At 66.7% G+C, this 15741-nt stretch carries 17 protein-coding genes; 11 read left to right on the forward strand and 6 right to left on the reverse strand.

The features are described from left to right. Positions 1-280 precede the first annotated feature (280 nt). From BX604_RS34780 to BX604_RS34810, 7 genes are all read left to right on the forward strand, one after another. Positions 281-985, forward strand: a complete 705-nt coding sequence (locus BX604_RS34780; RefSeq protein ID WP_098555930.1) for a GntR family transcriptional regulator — start codon at positions 281-283, stop codon at positions 983-985. Between the two features lie 149 nt (positions 986-1134). Then, complete coding sequence (locus BX604_RS34785; RefSeq protein ID WP_098555933.1) at positions 1135-2619, forward strand: NCS1 family nucleobase:cation symporter-1; 1485 nt, start codon at positions 1135-1137, stop codon at positions 2617-2619. Positions 2620-2629: 10 nt separating this feature from the next. Beyond that, the gene (locus BX604_RS34790; protein WP_098555936.1) at positions 2630-3466 is read left to right on the forward strand and encodes an aspartate/glutamate racemase family protein; all 837 of its coding nucleotides are present in this window, start codon (positions 2630-2632) and stop codon (positions 3464-3466) included. Positions 3467-3616: 150 nt separating this feature from the next. Further along, positions 3617-4570, forward strand: a complete 954-nt coding sequence (puuE, locus tag BX604_RS34795; protein WP_098555938.1) for an allantoinase PuuE — start codon at positions 3617-3619, stop codon at positions 4568-4570. Next, positions 4567-5088 carry a 2-oxo-4-hydroxy-4-carboxy-5-ureidoimidazoline decarboxylase gene (gene uraD, locus BX604_RS34800; RefSeq protein ID WP_098555941.1) on the forward strand — a complete coding sequence of 174 codons (522 nt, stop codon included), beginning with the start codon at positions 4567-4569 and terminating at the stop codon, positions 5086-5088. Before puuE ends, uraD begins: the two co-directional genes overlap by 4 nt. Before the next feature lie 63 nt (positions 5089-5151). Beyond that, positions 5152-6165 carry an allantoicase gene (gene alc, locus BX604_RS34805; RefSeq protein WP_098555944.1) on the forward strand — a complete coding sequence of 338 codons (1014 nt, stop codon included), beginning with the start codon at positions 5152-5154 and terminating at the stop codon, positions 6163-6165. Continuing rightward, entirely contained in the window at positions 6162-6674 is a 513-nt protein-coding gene (locus BX604_RS34810) for an ureidoglycolate lyase (protein WP_098555947.1), read from the forward strand. Before alc ends, BX604_RS34810 begins: the two co-directional genes overlap by 4 nt. Positions 6675-6749: 75 nt before the next feature. Here BX604_RS34810 and BX604_RS34815 read toward each other — a convergent pair whose 3' ends face one another. Then, positions 6750-7565, reverse strand: a complete 816-nt coding sequence (locus BX604_RS34815) for an aminotransferase class IV family protein (protein ID WP_098555949.1) — start codon at positions 7563-7565, stop codon at positions 6750-6752. Between the two features lie 133 nt (positions 7566-7698). Here BX604_RS34815 and BX604_RS34820 point away from each other — a divergent pair, with 133 nt between their 5' ends. Next, entirely contained in the window at positions 7699-8619 is a 921-nt protein-coding gene (locus BX604_RS34820) for a LysR substrate-binding domain-containing protein (protein WP_098555951.1), read from the forward strand. A gap of 85 nt (positions 8620-8704) precedes the next feature. Continuing rightward, positions 8705-9115, forward strand: coding sequence for an ACT domain-containing protein (locus BX604_RS34825; RefSeq protein ID WP_098555954.1), 411 nt, complete (start codon positions 8705-8707; stop codon positions 9113-9115). Positions 9116-9213: 98 nt separating this feature from the next. Here the strand turns inward: BX604_RS34825 and BX604_RS34830 are convergent, their stop codons facing one another. After that, positions 9214-10407: a urate hydroxylase PuuD gene (locus tag BX604_RS34830; RefSeq protein ID WP_098555957.1), complete on the reverse strand. Its 1194-nt coding sequence runs from the start codon at positions 10405-10407 to the stop codon at positions 9214-9216. Positions 10408-10461: 54 nt separating this feature from the next. Next, positions 10462-10815: a hydroxyisourate hydrolase gene (gene uraH / locus BX604_RS34835; RefSeq protein ID WP_098555959.1), complete on the reverse strand. Its 354-nt coding sequence runs from the start codon at positions 10813-10815 to the stop codon at positions 10462-10464. A 510-nt stretch (positions 10816-11325) separates the two neighbouring features. On the opposite strand from uraH, the gene BX604_RS34845 reads away from it, so the two are divergent. Continuing rightward, positions 11326-12738, forward strand: coding sequence for an 8-oxoguanine deaminase (locus tag BX604_RS34845; RefSeq protein ID WP_098555962.1), 1413 nt, complete (start codon positions 11326-11328; stop codon positions 12736-12738). Positions 12739-12865: 127 nt separating this feature from the next. On the opposite strand, the gene BX604_RS34850 is transcribed toward BX604_RS34845, so the two are convergent. Both BX604_RS34850 and BX604_RS34855 read right to left on the reverse strand, forming a co-directional pair. Continuing rightward, positions 12866-13795: a LysR substrate-binding domain-containing protein gene (locus BX604_RS34850; RefSeq protein WP_006402708.1), complete on the reverse strand. Its 930-nt coding sequence runs from the start codon at positions 13793-13795 to the stop codon at positions 12866-12868. Positions 13796-13984: 189 nt separating this feature from the next. Next, on the reverse strand, positions 13985-14194 hold the full coding sequence (locus BX604_RS34855; RefSeq protein ID WP_098555964.1) for a dodecin: 210 nt from the start codon (positions 14192-14194) through the stop codon (positions 13985-13987). 135 nt (positions 14195-14329) lie between these two features. Here BX604_RS34855 and BX604_RS34860 point away from each other — a divergent pair, with 135 nt between their 5' ends. After that, positions 14330-15223 (forward strand): NAD(P)-dependent oxidoreductase, encoded by an 894-nt coding sequence (locus BX604_RS34860; protein WP_098555967.1) that lies wholly within the window; start codon positions 14330-14332, stop codon positions 15221-15223. Between the two features lie 64 nt (positions 15224-15287). Here the strand turns inward: BX604_RS34860 and BX604_RS34865 are convergent, their stop codons facing one another. Next, positions 15288-15734 (reverse strand): hypothetical protein, encoded by a 447-nt coding sequence (locus BX604_RS34865; protein ID WP_027784713.1) that lies wholly within the window; start codon positions 15732-15734, stop codon positions 15288-15290. Positions 15735-15741 lie beyond the last annotated feature (7 nt).

Genomic DNA, 15741 nt, shown 5'->3' on the forward strand with positions numbered 1-15741 from the left:
TTTCCCGCCTTTTTCTTTAAGTAAATGCGCAACTAACGGTCGAAACTTTTCATCGACGCCGATCGAGTCGGGATCGGAAATCGCACCATTTTTGTCAACAAAATAACCGAGAGGGTATACGCCGGGAACCGCTATGGAAAAGCTTGAGAGGCTTGATGTGCATGGATTCAGGGCGGCGCGCACCGGGCAGGTGCATCACGGTGCACGCTGATTGTGCGCATTTCGAGAAAAGAATTGTTGACAATCTTTATGTCCGTCCTAGGATGAGGATCATTACGCGATGCAGATCATGAACGAGCCCGATTCCCACCCGTCCGGCACCGCCGGTCCCGAAGCGATCGCCGAGCGGATCCGTACCGCGATCCTCGAGCATCGGCTCGCGCCCGGCGCGAAGCTGACGGAAGCGCAGCTGTGCGACGTGTTCGGCGTGAAGCGCGGGGCGATCCGGCAGGCGCTCGCGCAGCTCGCGACCGACAAGCTGGTCGAGCTCGAGCCGAACCGCGGCGCGTTCGTCGCGAGCCCGACGCTGCAGGACGTGCACGAGGTGTTCGAAATGCGCCGGATCATCGAGCTGGCCGTCGTCGAGCGGCTCGCGACGGGCCCGGGCGCGAAGCGGCTGAAAGGCGTCGCCGCGCTGATCGACAAGGAGCGCCGTGCGTTCGAGCGGCACGACTTCGCGGCGTGGATCCGCCTGTCGGGCGAATTCCATACGGCGCTCGCGGCGCTGACGGGCAATGCGACGCTCTGCGAGTGCCTCGACGGGCTCGTCGCACGCTCGACGCTGATGTCGGCGCTGTACGAATCGCACGGGCGCAGCCCGTGCTCGTGCGACGACCACGACGAGATCCTGACCGCGCTGGAAGCGGGGGATCCGAAGCGGGCGGTGACGCTGATGGCGCACCACCTGCAGCATGTCGAACTGAAGATGCTGGACCGGCCCGCGCAAGGGCAGGTCGATTTGCGCGAAGTGTTCGGCGGCGCCTGAGCGGCGACGCGAACCCGGCCGCGCGCCACAGAACGAGCGCAATGCAGGCCGGCGGTATATGCCGTCGGCTGCCAGTCCGACTCCGGGCGACGACCCGGAGCGATATCGATGACGGTGGAGCGGCTGTCCGGCCGCGTCAAGGAGAAGTCATGGCTCAGTTCAGTGTCGCGCACGACAGCGCATATCCGGCGGAAGAAGGCGGCGAGGGCAGCGATCCCGCGTTGCCGGACGGTTACAGTCGACGTTTGTACAACGAAGATTTGGCACCCCTGAAGAATCAGACATGGGGTTCGTACAACATCTTCGCGTTCTGGATGTCGGACGTGCACAGCGTCGGCGGCTACGTGTTCGCGGGCAGCTTGTTCGCGCTCGGGCTGACGAGCTGGCAGGTGCTGATCGCGCTGATCGTCGGCATCACGATCGTGAACCGGCTGTGCAACCTGATCGCGCGGCCGAGCCAGCAGATCGGCGTGCCGTATCCGGTCGCCTGCCGCGCGACCTTCGGCGTGCTCGGCGCGAACGTGCCGGCCGTGCTCCGCGGGCTGATCGCGATCGCGTGGTACGGCATCCAGACCTATCTCGCGTCCAGCGCGCTCGTGATCGTCGTGCTGAAGTTCTTTCCGCAATGGATGCCGTACGCCGACGTTCATCGCTACGGCTTTCTCGGGCTGTCGGCGATCGGCTGGGCCGGCTTCATGCTGCTGTGGGTGCTGCAGGCGTTCGTGTTCTGGAACGGGATGGAGACGATCAAGAAGTTCATCGACTTCGCCGGCCCGGCCGTCTACGTCGTGATGTTCATCCTGGCCGGCTACATGGTGTGGCGCGCGGGCTGGCGCAACATCGGCATCAACCTCGGCGGCGTCAAGTATCACGGCGCGGAAGTGATTCCGGTGATGATCACGGCCGTGTCGCTCGTCGTGTCGTACTTCTCCGGCCCGATGCTGAATTTCGGCGACTTCTCGCGCTACTGCCGCTCGTTCGGCGAAGTGAAGCGCGGCAACTTCTGGGGGCTGCCGGTCAACTTCCTCGCGTTCTCGCTCGTCACCGTGATCACGACGGCCGCGACGCTGCCGGTGTTCGGTGAACTGATCACCGACCCGGTCGAGACGGTCGGCCGCATCGATCATCCGACCGCCGTGATCCTCGGTGCGCTGACCTTCACGATCGCGACGATCGGCATCAACATCGTCGCGAACTTCGTGTCGCCGGCGTTCGACTTTTCGAACGTCGCGCCGCGGTTGATCAGCTGGCGTGCGGGCGGGATGCTCGCGGCCGTCGCGTCGATCTTCATCACGCCGTGGAACCTGTTCAACAACCCGGCGGTGATCCACTACACGCTCGACGTGCTCGGCGCGTTCATCGGTCCGCTGTATGGCGTGCTGGTCGCCGACTTCTACCTCGTCAAGCGCGGCCGGCTCGTGCGCGACGATCTCTACACGATGTCGGAGAGCGGCGCGTACTGGTACACCGGCGGCGTGAACCGTCGCGCGCTCGCCGCGCTGCTGCCCGCCGCGGGAATCGCGATCGTCTGCGTGATGGTGCCGGGCTGGCAGGCCGCCGCGAACTTCTCGTGGTTCATCGGCGCGGGGCTCGGCTTCCTGTTCTACCGGCTGCTCGTGAGCACGAAGGCCTGAGGAGCGTGCGATGAAGATCAAGCTGATCAATCCGAATACGACGCAGCGAATGACCGACGCGATGGGGCGCTGCGCGCGCGAAGTCGCGGCCGCGGGCACGGAAGTCGTCGCGGTGAGCCCGCCGATGGGGCCGCCGTCGATCGAAGGGTATTACGACGAGGCGCTCGCGACGCCGGGGCTCCTGGCCGAGATCGTGCACGGCGAACGCGACGGATTCGACGCCTACGTGATCGCGTGTTTCGGCGACCCGGGCCTGTATGCGGCGCGCGAGGTCGCGCGCGGGCCGGTGATCGGGATCGCCGAGGCGGCGATGCACGCGGCCAGCGTGCTTGCGCCGGGCTTCTCGGTCGTCACGACGCTGGCGCGCACGTGCGGGATGGCGTGGCATCTTGCCGAGCGCTACGGGATGAAGCGGTTCTGCCGCAACGTGCGCGCGACCGACGTGGCAGTGCTCGAGCTCGACCGGCCCGGCTCGGCCGCGCGGCGCATCATCGTGGACGAATGCCGGCGCGCGCTCGACGAGGATGGCGCCGACGCGATCGTGCTCGGCTGCGCCGGGATGGCCGAGTTCGCGCACGAGATCGAGCAGCAGATCGGCGCGCCGGTGGTCGAGGGCGTCACGGCGGCCGTCAAGTGGGCCGAAGCGCTCGTGTCGCTGCGGCTCGCGACCGCGAAACGCGGCGACTACGCGCGGCCGCTGCCAAAGCGCTACGACGGCGAATTCGCGCGTTTCAGCCCGCCGGACGACCCGCCGGCGGCGGCGCCGGCTGCCGCCACGACCCGAAGCGGGATTGCCGCACCGGAACCGGTCCCGAATTTGCCGCAACCGCACATACACTCCGTCTGACATGCACTATCTGCGCCGCTGTATGGGCGCGTATGAACCTTTTCGCTACACTGGGCCGTCATCGCATCGGCCCCGCATGGTGACCCTCCGGCACCCGCTCGGGTCGATGCGAACCCATTATTTCAGCGAGCTTTCGCCGCACTTCGAACCATGTCACTCGATTCCAACTATCCTCGCGACCTGATCGGCTACGGCCGCCATCCCGTGCAGGCGAACTGGCCGGGGCGCGCCCGCGTCGCCGTGCAATTCGTCCTCAACTACGAGGAGGGCGGCGAGAACTGCGTGCTGCACGGTGATCCGGGCTCCGAGCAGTTCCTGTCCGAGATCGTCGGCGCGGCCTCGTATCCGGACCGCCACATGAGCATGGAGTCGATCTACGAATACGGTTCGCGGGCCGGCGTGTGGCGCATCCTGCGCGAATTCGAGAAGCGCGGGCTGCCGCTGACGGTATTCGGGGTCGGCATGGCGATCGAACGCCATCCGGAACTCGCGCGCGCATTCGTCGAGCTCGGCCATGAAATCGCCTGTCACGGCTGGCGCTGGATCCACTATCAAAGCATGACGCCCGAGCTCGAAGCCGAGCACATGCGCCTCGGGATGGAAGCGATCGAACGCGTGACGGGCGAGCGTCCGCTCGGCTGGTACACCGGCCGCGACAGCCCCAACACGCACCGTCTCGTCGCGGAACACGGCGGCTTCCTGTACGACTCCGACAACTACGGCGACGACCTGCCGTTCTGGATGAACGTCGAGGTATCAGGCGGCAGCACGTCGCCGCAGCTGATCGTGCCGTACACGCTCGACACGAACGACATGCGCTTCGCGACGCCGCAGGGCTTCAACACCGGCGACCACTTCTTCGACTACCTGCGCGACGCATTCGACGTGCTGTACGCAGAGGGCGACGAAGCGTCGAAGATGCTGTCGATCGGCATGCACTGCCGACTGCTGGGCCGGCCGGGCCGTTTCCGCGGGCTGCAGCGTTTCCTCGATCACATCGAGAAGCACGATCGCGTATGGGTGACGCGTCGTGTCGATATCGCGCGTCATTGGCGTGAACATCATCCGTATCAGCCCAATCATCGAAACGAAGGGAAAGCATGAAGGCGATGCGTTACACGTTGGATCAACTGAACACGATGGCGCCGAGCGCATTCGTCGCGGCGCTGTCGGGGATCTTCGAACATTCGCCGTGGGTGGCCGAGATCGCCGCGGGCGAGCGGCCGTTCGCGAACATCGACGCGCTGCACGAGACGATGTCGGGTGCGGTGGAGACGAGCGGCGAAGTGCGCCAGCTCGCGCTGATCAACGCTCACCCGGAGCTGGCCGGCAAGGCCGCCGTGCGCGGCGAGCTGACGGCCGAGTCGACGCGCGAGCAGAGCGGCGCGGGCCTCGCGCAGTGCACGCAGGAAGAGTTCGACAAGCTGCTGACGCTGAACCGCACGTACCGCGAGAAGTTCGGCTTCCCGTTCATCCTCGCGGTGCGCGGCTATGACCGGCACGGCATCATCGCGAACTTCGAGGCGCGCGTGAATCATTCGCGCACCGAGGAACTGCGTACGAGCCTCGACCAGATCTACCGGATCGCGCGCTTCCGCCTCGACGACCTGATCGACGCCTGACACCGCAATACGGCCTGCTGCGTGGCAGCGGCCTGATCGCATCACTGAAACCAAGGAAACATCATGGCTGTTCCGCTTCTCGATCCCGACGCCCCCGATTTCACGCGGCGCTACGTGAACCTCGCCGACCCGCGCCTCGGTGCGCAGGCGCTCGAGGCCAGCGACGACTTCTTCGCGCCGAAGGACCGGATGCTGAACCCCGAGCCGGCCGTGTTCATTCCCGGCAAGTACGACGACCACGGCAAGTGGATGGACGGCTGGGAGACGCGCCGCAAGCGCACGACGGGCTACGACTGGTGCATCGTCAAGCTCGCGCGCCCGGGCGTGATCAAGGGTTTCGACATCGACACGAGCCACTTCACCGGCAATTTCCCGCCGGCCGCGTCGATCGAGGCTGCGTACGTGGCCGACGGCGCACCGACGCACGCGACCGAATGGGTCGAGGTCGTGCCGTCGACGACGCTGCAGGGCAATAGCCACCACTACGTCGCGGCGAGCGATGCGCGTGCGTTCACGCACCTGCGCGTGAACATCTATCCGGACGGCGGCATTGCGCGCCTGCGCGTGTACGGCCAGCCGCAGCTCGACTGGGCCGGCGCGAGCGCGACCGAGCAGTTCGATCTCGCGGCGATGGAAAACGGCGGCTACGTGGTGGCGGCGAACAACCAGCATTTCGGCGTTGCGTCGAACCTGCTGCTGCCGGGCCGCGGCGTGAACATGGGCGACGGCTGGGAAACCCGCCGCCGCCGCGAACCGGGCAACGACTGGGCGATCATCGCGCTCGCGCAGCCGGGCGTGATCCGCAAGATCGAAGTCGATACGGCGTTCTTCAAGGGCAACTACCCGGACCGCTGCTCGATCCAGGGCGCGTACGTGTCGGGCGGCACCGACAGCTCGCTGATCACGCAGTCGATGTTCTGGCCGGTGCTGCTCGGTGAACAGAAGCTGCAGATGGACAAGCAGCACTACTTCGAACAGGAAATCGCATCGCTGGGTCCGGTGACCCACGTGCGCCTGAACATCATTCCGGACGGTGGCGTATCGCGCCTGCGTCTGTGGGGGACGCTCGACAAATGAAGACGCTTGCAATCGAACCGCTGACCAAGGAAGCATTTGCGCCGTTCGGCGACGTGATCGAAACGGAAGGGGCGAAGCAGATTCCGATCAACCTCGGTACGACGATCCGCTTTCACGATCTCGCGAAAGTCGACGTGACCGACGAAGACGGCCGCACGCTGGTGAACCTGTTCCGCGGCCAGCCGCGTACGCTGCCGTTCGAGGTGAAGATGCTCGAACGTCATCCGCTCGGCAGCCAGGCATTCGTGCCGCTGAACGACCAGCCGTATCTCGTCGTCGTCGCGCCGGCGGGCGATCTCGATCCGTCGAAGATCCGCGCATTCGTGACGAGCGGGTGGCAGGGCGTGAACTACGCGAAGGGCGTGTGGCATCACCCGCTGATCGCGCTGGGCGGCGTCAGCGACTTCATCGTCGTCGATCGCGGCGGTGACGGGCTGAACCTGAACGAGCTGGACCTGCAGGAATCGCTGTGGCTCACTGAGGATGCGCTGGATGCGGTGACGGCCTGAGTTATCCGTCCGTAGCAGCCTGACGAAGAAACCCGCGCGATTCGCGCGGGTTTTTTTATGCTCGCCGCGCGCGCATCACGGCGCGACGAGCGGTTCCTGTTCATACGCGCGATGCAGCAGCGCGACGAACGACGATGCATCGGGCAGCGTCGTCGTACCGAACCGGCGCACGGCGATGCCGGGCGTCCACGAGTTCATCACGACGGCTCCGGCCAGCGACGGCAGATCGGCCGGCGTCAGTTCGCGCTCGTGCTGAGTCACGCCGAGACGCTCGAGCTGCCGGCGCACGATGCGCATCGTCACGCCGCCGAGCATGCCGGCCACCGGCCATACGACCGCGTCGCCGTTCCGGAACGCAAGATTCCAGATCGAGCCCTCGCTGATGCGTCCGCGACGATCGGTGAACGCGGCGTCATCGAAACCTTGCGCGACTGCGCGGCGCAGGAAATGCGTCTTCGCGACTTCGCCGACGTGCTTGATGTCGGGCAGCACGCGCTCGTGTTCGAACAGCGCAAGATCGAGCGGACCGTTCGGCCCGGCCGATGGCGCGGCCGTGCGGATCAGCACGTCGAGCGTTTCGTCATTGCGCGGCGCGGCGAATTCCCCGCTCGTCGCATGGACGGTCGCGGTAAGCGACAGCGCGCCCGGTGCGTGTTCAAGCGCGGTGCGCAGCAGCATGCGGATCCGTTCGTCGGGCAACGCGTGCCCGAACAGTGCGTTCGATGCGTCGCGCAGCCGTGCGAGATGCAGGTCGAGGCCGCGTACCCGGCCGTCGCGTACCTGCATCGCGGTGAAATGCGCATGGCCGGCGAACGCGAGCGCGGCGAGTGCATCGGGTGGGGCGGCTACGCCGTTGAGCTGGGCGATGGACGGAAACGGGGGAGCGGTCATCGGTGGGCCTCCGGTTGGGCCACGTGCACGGGGCAGCGCGCGGCGGATTCGGGAAAGCCTATTGTTTGTGGATTGATGGCGTTCTGAAAAACGAGTAGTTTTGGAACGGTCGTCAAATTCCCTTTGAAGATCGATGGAACGCATGTGGCCCGGTACGCGCGCGCTGAGAACGTTCGATGCGGCGGCGCGGCACCTGAATTTCTCGCGGGCGGCCGACGAGGTCGGGCTGACGCCCGCGGCGGTCAGTCACCAGATCAAGGACATCGAGGCACAGCTCGGCATCGCGCTGTTCGTACGCACGAGCCGCAGCATCCGGTTGACGCCGGCCGGCAGCGTGCTGGCCGATGCGGCCGCCGAGGCGTTGGCGGGCCTGCAGCGTGCGACGGCACGGGCACGACGCATCGCGCGCGAGCAGACCGAGCTGCGCGTGTCGGTCGGCGCGCGCTTCGCGACGCACTGGCTGCTGCCGCGCCTGCCGCGTTTCAAGGCCGCGCATCCGGCGCTCGATCTGACCTTCGACATTTCCGACCGGTTGCGCGATTTCGACGATGACGATGTGGACGTCGCGATCCGCTTCGGCAGCGGACGCCATCGCGACGCGTGTGCGCAGCGCCTGTTCGACACGTCGGTGATCGCGGTCGGCAGCCCGGCGCTGGTGTCGGCGGGGCCGCCGCTGCGCGCGCCGCGCGACCTGCTGCGCCATACGCTGTGCCATGTGGATTGCGAAGTCGAGGGCGTGACGTGGCCGCGCTGGTCGGCGTGGATGGCGGCGGCCGGCGTCGACGGCTTCGACGACAGCCGGTGTGTCGCGCTTCCGGATTCGAGCCACGTCGTGCAGGCCGTGACGGACGGCGCGGCGATCGGTCTCGCGGAGCCCGACATGATCGCGCGCGATCTCGCCGACGGGCGTCTCGTGCGTCTCTTCGACGTGAGCGTCGCGCTGGCACCCGAGGTCGCGTATCACATCGTGTATCCCGCACGCACGCAGGACGATCCGCGCATCGTCGCGTTTCGCGACTGGCTCGCGGAAGAAGTTGCGCTGACACGGGCGTGACGTCGCGGGTGCGGCGGCACGTCGGCCGCGTGCTATCGTGCCCGCATCGTCACCGCTCGACGTCCGGTTCCGGACGCATTCCCCGATGAGCCAACCTGAAAACAACCTGGCGATCCTGCTGCGTACGATGCAGCCCGAACTGCATCACGGCGCGTTCGCATTCGTCGCGCTGCCGGCCGATGCAGACATATCGTTATCCGAAGCGATTGCGACGTTCCGCGAAGCGGAGGGCATGACGGTCGTGGTCGATGAGGAGACGGCCGCGCGGCGGGGCTGGCCGGTGCTGTTTCGCGCCGCGTGGATCACGTTGACCGTGCACTCGGACCTGGCAGCGGTCGGCCTGACGGCGGCATTCGCGCGAGCGCTCGGCGAAGCCGGCATCAGCTGCAACGTGATGGCCGCCGCGTATCACGATCACATCTTCGTGCCGTTCGACGACGGCCCGCGCGCGCTCGATGCGCTCGTCGCGCTGCAGCGCGATGCGTTGCGCGGTTAGCGCGCGACGCATTCGCCGCACGCAAAAAAAACGGGCCCGTTTCCGGGCCCGCGAACGGAGAGGATAGCGCCGGCAAACGACATCCGGCACACGGCGACTTACTTGTTCGCGCCACCCTCGAACCAGGCGGCGAGCTTCATGCGCTCGTCGTCGGTCATGTGCGTGACGTTGCCGATCGGCATCGCCTTCAGGCGCACGGCCTGTTCATAGATGCGCTGCGCGTTCTTCGACACTTCGTCCGGCGTATCGAACATCACGCCGGCAGGCGCGCTGCCCATCAGCGTCGGCTTGGCCGAGTGACACTCGACGCAGCGCTGCTGCAGGACCGGCATGATGTCGGCGATCACGACCTTCGGTGCGTTGGCAGCTTGCGCTTCCGGTGCGACCGGCTTCGGCATCGTCCACACCAGTGCGCCGGACAGCAGTGCGACGCCGCCGATCGGCAGGTACCACAGCTGCTTGCCGCGGTGACGCATCACGAAGAACTGACGGATCAGCGCGCCGGCCAGCATGATCAGCACGAGCACGACCCAGTTGAACTTGTTCGTGTACGTCATCGCATAGTGGTTCGACAGCATCGCGAACACGACCGGCAGCGTGAAATACGTGTTGTGCACCGAGCGTTGCTTGCCGCGCTTGCCGTAGATCGGGTTCGGCTCTTCGCCCTTGAGCATCTTCTCGACCATCTTGCGCTGGCCGGGGATGATCACGAAGAACACGTTCGCCGACATGATCGTCGCGAGCATCGCACCGACGATCAGGTACGCCGCACGGCCCGAGAAGATGTGGCAGGCGAGGTACGCAGCGACGACGACGTAGATGCCGACGCAGATACCGAGCACGCGATCGTTGGTGCCGAGGATGCGGCACAGCGAGTCGTAGACGATCCAGCCGGCCGCGAGGAAGCCGAGCGCGGCTGCGACGGCGACGACCGGGCCCATGTCGAGCACGCTCTTGTCGATCAGGTACGTGTTCGGCGCGAGCAGGTACAGCACGAAGAACAGCGAGAAGCCCGACAGCCAGGTCGTGTACGACGGCCACTTCGACCAGTGCAGGTCATCCGGCATTTCCGGCGGAGCGACCGTGTACTTCTGCATGTTGTAGAAACCGCCGCCGTGGACGTGCCACAGTTCGCCGAACACGCCGCGCTTGCGCTGGTTCGGGTCGGTAGGCGGTTTCAGGCTGTTGTCGAGCGCGACGAAATAGAAAGACTCGCCGATCCACGCAATGGCGACGATGACGTGCAGCCATCGCAGCGCGAGGTTCAGCCAGTCGGTGATGAAGCCTTCCATGAAACTCCTCCAGACTCAGATCGTTGTCTTTGATGTGGGCAGCCGATACGTATGTCAGCTGCCGCGATAGGTGCTGTACGACCACGGCGACACGAGCAGCGGCACGTGATAGTGCGATGCGGTGTCGGCGATGCCGAAGCGCAGCGCGACGCGATCGACGAAACGAGGTTCGGGAACCTTCACGCCGAGCGACGCGAAGTAGTCGCCGGCGTGGAATACGAGTTCGTATTCGCCGGCGGCGAGTGCCGCGCCTTCGAGCAGGGGTTCGTCGCAGCGGCCGTCGCTATTGGTCAGCACGGTCTTGATCGCGCGGCGCGATTCGCCGTCCAGCGCGTAGAGGTCCACCTTGATGGCGGCGCCGGGACGACCGTGCGCCGTATCGAGTACGTGGGTAGTGAGCTTTCCCATTCGCAATTGTCCTTGTGTGAATGCGAGGTTCGGCGGCGACTCGATCCATGACTGTGCGGCGGATCGAGGCTCCACGTCACGTGGCTACATACCCGTCGGCGAAATTGAAGCGAGCGCCGTGCAGGCATTGTAAAAAGGTTCCCCGCGCAAATACGGGCGCGATATCAAAGATAATGCGCCGCGCATGAACCGCTGTCGACGGCCCACGGGAAGCGGCCGGCGACCCGTGCTTCGGGCGGCCGACGGCCCGTCGCGCGGCGTACCATATCGAAACCGTGAAGCGCGGTATTGCGGATCGCGCATTGTGTGCGGCGCGCGCTTGGGCGATCCTGCCGCCGTGCGCGTCGGGCAGTGCCCGGCGCGTACCCCGAAGACGGCGAGCACGCCGGGTAACCGGGCCAGCGCGTTCGAACGGACGCAGGCACCGGGGCGTGCCGCGAATCAGCGTTCGAACGGCTTTGTGATGGTCTCCGGGAGCGGCTCCCGGGGGCAGAACGACGCGGAGAACGCATGAACCTCGAGCAGCACGCCGGCGCACGCGCGCCGCACCCATCCTCATCCCGCCCGAAAACCCTGCTGGTCAAGCACGCCGACGTGCTCGTGACCATGGACGACACGCGTCGCGAACTGCACGACGCGGGGCTCTACATCGAAGACAACCGGATCGTCGCGGTCGGCCCGAGCGCCGAGCTGCCCGACACTGCCGACGAAGTGCTCGATTTGCGCGGCCACCTCGTGATCCCGGGGCTCGTGAACACGCACCATCACATGTACCAGAGCCTCACGCGCGCGGTGCCGGCCGCGCAGAACGCCGAACTGTTCGGCTGGCTCACGAACCTGTACCGGATCTGGGCGCACCTGACGCCCGAGATGATCGAGGTGTCGACACTCACCGCGATGGCCGAGCTGCTGCAGTCGGGCTGCACGACGTCGAGCGATCATCTGTACATCTATCCGAACGGCAGCCGGCTCGACGACAGCATCGGCGCCGCGCAGCGGATCGGCATGCGCTTTCACGCAAGCCGCGGCGCGATGAGCGTCGGCCAGCGCGACGGCGGGCTGCCGCCCGATTCGGTCGTCGAGCGCGAACCCGACATCCTGCGCGACGCGCAGCGCCTGATCGAGACCTATCACGACGAAGGCCGTTACGCGATGCTGCGGGTGGTCGTCGCGCCGTGCTCGCCGTTCTCGGTGAGCCGCGACCTGATGCGCGACGCGGCCGTGCTCGCACGCGAATACGGCGTGTCGTTGCACACGCACCTGGCGGAGAACGTGAACGACATCGCGTACAGCCGCGAGAAGTTCGGGATGACGCCGGCCGAATACGCGGAAGACCTCGGCTGGGTCGGTCATGACGTGTGGCACGCGCACTGCGTGCAGCTCGACGATGCGGGCATCGGCCTGTTCGCGCGCACCGGCACCGGCGTCGCGCACTGTCCGTGCTCGAACATGCGGCTCGCGTCGGGTATCGCGCCGGTGAAGAAGATGCGTCTGGCAGGCGTGCCGGTCGGTCTCGGCGTCGACGGCTCCGCATCGAACGATGGCGCGCAGATGGTCGCGGAAGTGCGCCAGGCGCTGTTGCTGCAGCGGGTCGGCTTCGGGCCCGATGCGATGACCGCACGCGAGGCGCTGGAGATCGCGACGCTCGGCGGCGCGAAGGTGCTGAACCGCGACGACATCGGCGCGCTGAAGCCCGGCATGGCTGCCGACTTCGCCGCGTTCGACCTGCGCCAGCCGTTGTTCGCGGGTGCGCTGCACGATCCGGTGGCGGCGCTCGTGTTCTGCGCGCCGTCGCAGACGGCGTACACGGTGGTGAACGGGAAGGTGGTGGTGCGGGAAGGGCGGCTTGCGACGCTCGACCTGCCGCCCGTCATCGAGCGTCACAACGCGCTTGCGCATGCACTCGTGGAGGCGTCGCGCTGACGCGTCGGAGTGGAGGTCGCGCCGCGAGGTGCTGAACCGGCGCGCGGCCGTCGCTGGCGGACGCCGCGCCGCGCGACGCGATGCCGCGCCACACCGCAACGGCGTGGCCGGCGCGTGCCGTGCGTGATTACGGCTCGATCAGCGTGCGGGTGGCTTCGGCGACGAGGCCGCGCAGCCAGCGCACTTCGTCGGAGTAGTGGCAGCGTTCGTGCCACAGCTGGTAGTACTGCATCGGCGGGAAGTCGAGCGGCGCCGGCACGACCGACAGCGGCAGGAACTTCGCGTAGTGGTCGGCGAACAGGCGCGTCGTCGTGAAGATCAGGTCCGACTTCACGAGCACGTACGGTGCGAGGTTGAAGTACGGCAGCGTGACGACCACGTGGCGCTTGAGCCGTTCGCGCGCGAGATGCACGTCGATCGCGCCGCGCTGGCCGACCGAGTACGGCGTCGGTGCGAGGTGCGGGGCGTTCAGGTACTGATCGAGCGTCAGCCCGCCGCGCTTCGCGAACGGGTGCGTGTTGCTCATCAGGCAGACGATTTCATCGACGAACAGGTTCGACAGGTGCAGCTGCTCCGGCGGCTCGGGCCAGTTGCCGACGACGATGTCGAGCTTGCCGTCTTCCAGCGCGAGCTCGTAGTCGAACGCGGGGCCGAGCGAATGAAATTCGAGCGTCGCATTCGGCGCCGCCTGGCGGAAGCGTTCGACGACGGTCGGCACGAACAGCACGTTCAGGTAGTCGGGGCAACCGATCCGGTAGCAGCGGATCGACGTGGCCGGGTCGAAATTGTGCTGCTGGAACTTGATGCGCTCGATTTCGCGCAGCGCGTTCTGTACCGGCTCGAGCAGGCGCAGCCCGTATTCGGTCGGGACCATGCCGGACTTGCCGCGCACGAGCAGCGGGTCGCCGGTGATGTCGCGCAGGCGCCGCAGCGCGGCGCTGATCGCCGGTTGCGACTGGTTCAGTTTGACGGCCGCGCGCGTGACGCTGCGCTCCATCAACAAGGTGTGCAAGACGCGCAAGAGGTACGTGTCGATCGCCTCGCGTTGCTGACTCATGATATCTCCGTTTTATATGTCTGGGCTGATCGAGGGGCAGGTGGGGTATATCGTTTTTAATATGAACCGGAGCCAGCGTCAAGGGATGGATACCCGCAGGCCCCCGCCGGTCGGGCCTCGACGAGGGGCCGGAACGGGACGAAATGCGGGTGGGCGCGGCGCCGCGTGTGGCGCGGCGCGCGTGGGGCGTCAGTCGTCGATACGCATGCCGACTTTCAGCGTGACCTGCCAGTGGACGACCTGGTCGCCTTCGATGTGGCCGCGCGTTTCGGTCACCTCGAACCAGTGCAGGTTGTGCAGCGTCTTGCCGGCTTTCGAAATCGCGTTGCGGATGGCGTCGTCGCACGATTGCTTCGACGAGCCGGTCAGTTCGATCAGCTTGTAGACGTGGTCGCTCATGATGCGCTCCCTGGAGTATCGGTATGTGCGGCCGGCGCAAGCCGCGGGCCCGAAGCGGCGCCGCGCGTGTCCGGCTTCTTGAGTGATAGGTATGATGGGCGGCAAGTGCAACCCCAATTGGAGACGAGGAACATCGTGGAAGTCGGATTTTGCGGACCGGGATTGATGGGCGCGCCGATGATTCGGCATTTGCTGGCGGCGGGCCACCGGGTCAGCGTATGGAACCGCACGCGTGAAAAGGCCGAGGCGCTCGCGAAGGACGGCGCGCAGGTGGTCGACACGCCGCGCGAACTGGCCGAGCGCGTCGAGACGGTCTTCGTGTGCGTGCTCGATGCGCGTGCGGTCGGCGATGTCGCGTTCGGCGAGAACGGGCTCTTTGCCGGCGACGCGGCCGCGCGCCGCGTGCGGCGCATCGTCGATCATTCGAGCATTCCGCCCGCCGCGACGCGCGACTATGCGGCGCGCGCGGCCGCGCTCGGCGCGGGCTGGATCGATGCGCCCGTGTCGGGCGGTGTGCCCGGCGCACATGCCGGCACGCTCGCGGTGATGGCCGGCGGCGGTGCGGCCGACCTCGACGCGGTCAGGCCGCTGATCGACACCTATGCGTCACGCATCACGCACATGGGCGAAGCGGGGGCGGGCCAGACCGCGAAGCTGTGCAACCAGGCGATCGTCACCGCGACGGTGACGGCGATTGCCGAGGCGGTCGGCCTCGCACAGGCGAGCGGGATTGACGCCGCGCGGCTGGCCGAAGCGCTCGCCGGCGGATGGGCGGATTCCGTGCTGCTGCAGACGTTCGTGCCGCGCATGACGTCGGGCGGACACACACCCATTGGTGCGCTCGCCACGTTCCAGAAGGATGTCGACGCGATCGCCGACGCGGCGCGCGAAACGGGTGCGGTGATGCCGGTGTCGGCCACGGTGCAGCAGGTGCTGCGGCTGGGCGCTGCGCAAGGGCTGGCGAGCGCCGACTTCGCCGCATTCATCGACATCGTGCGGCCCGGCAACGGGCGCACGGCGGCGCAGTGACGGCGAAGCGGGAAGCCTGAATGGCCGATGGGCCGCTCGCAGGCGGCCCATCGTATCGGTCGGTTCAGCCGAGGGAGCGCGGCGTCGTATCGCCGGCGTTCTGGCGTCCGAGCCCGCCGCGCAGGCTCGCCTTCGTGCCTGCACCAAATTCGGGCAGGATGCGCGCACGGGCGCGGCTCGCGAAGACCAGGAAGCCGAAGCCGTTCGCCTCGTACCAGTACCCGCCGTTCTCGAGGCCGTCGAGTGGCTGCTCGAGTGCGTTGGCAATCGATTCGATGCAACGCTTGCGCAGTTCGGCGATGGCCGGATAGGGCGGCTGTGCGCCGCGCACGCTGCACAGGAGCACGTCGAGTCCGGGCAGCACGTGCGCGTAGAGGACGGGCTCGTCCTGCGCACGGGCGCGGGCAATCTTGGTGTCGAGCTGTGCGAATGGTTTGGAGTGGCGCAATACCGCGAGGAACGACTCCTGGCCATCCTGTTGCGCACGTCGACGTTTTTTCGGGAAGGACATAAACACT

Source organism: Burkholderia sp. JKS000303, assembly GCF_002563755.1.
In the GTDB taxonomy this organism is placed as follows: domain Bacteria; phylum Pseudomonadota; class Gammaproteobacteria; order Burkholderiales; family Burkholderiaceae; genus Burkholderia; species Burkholderia anthina_B.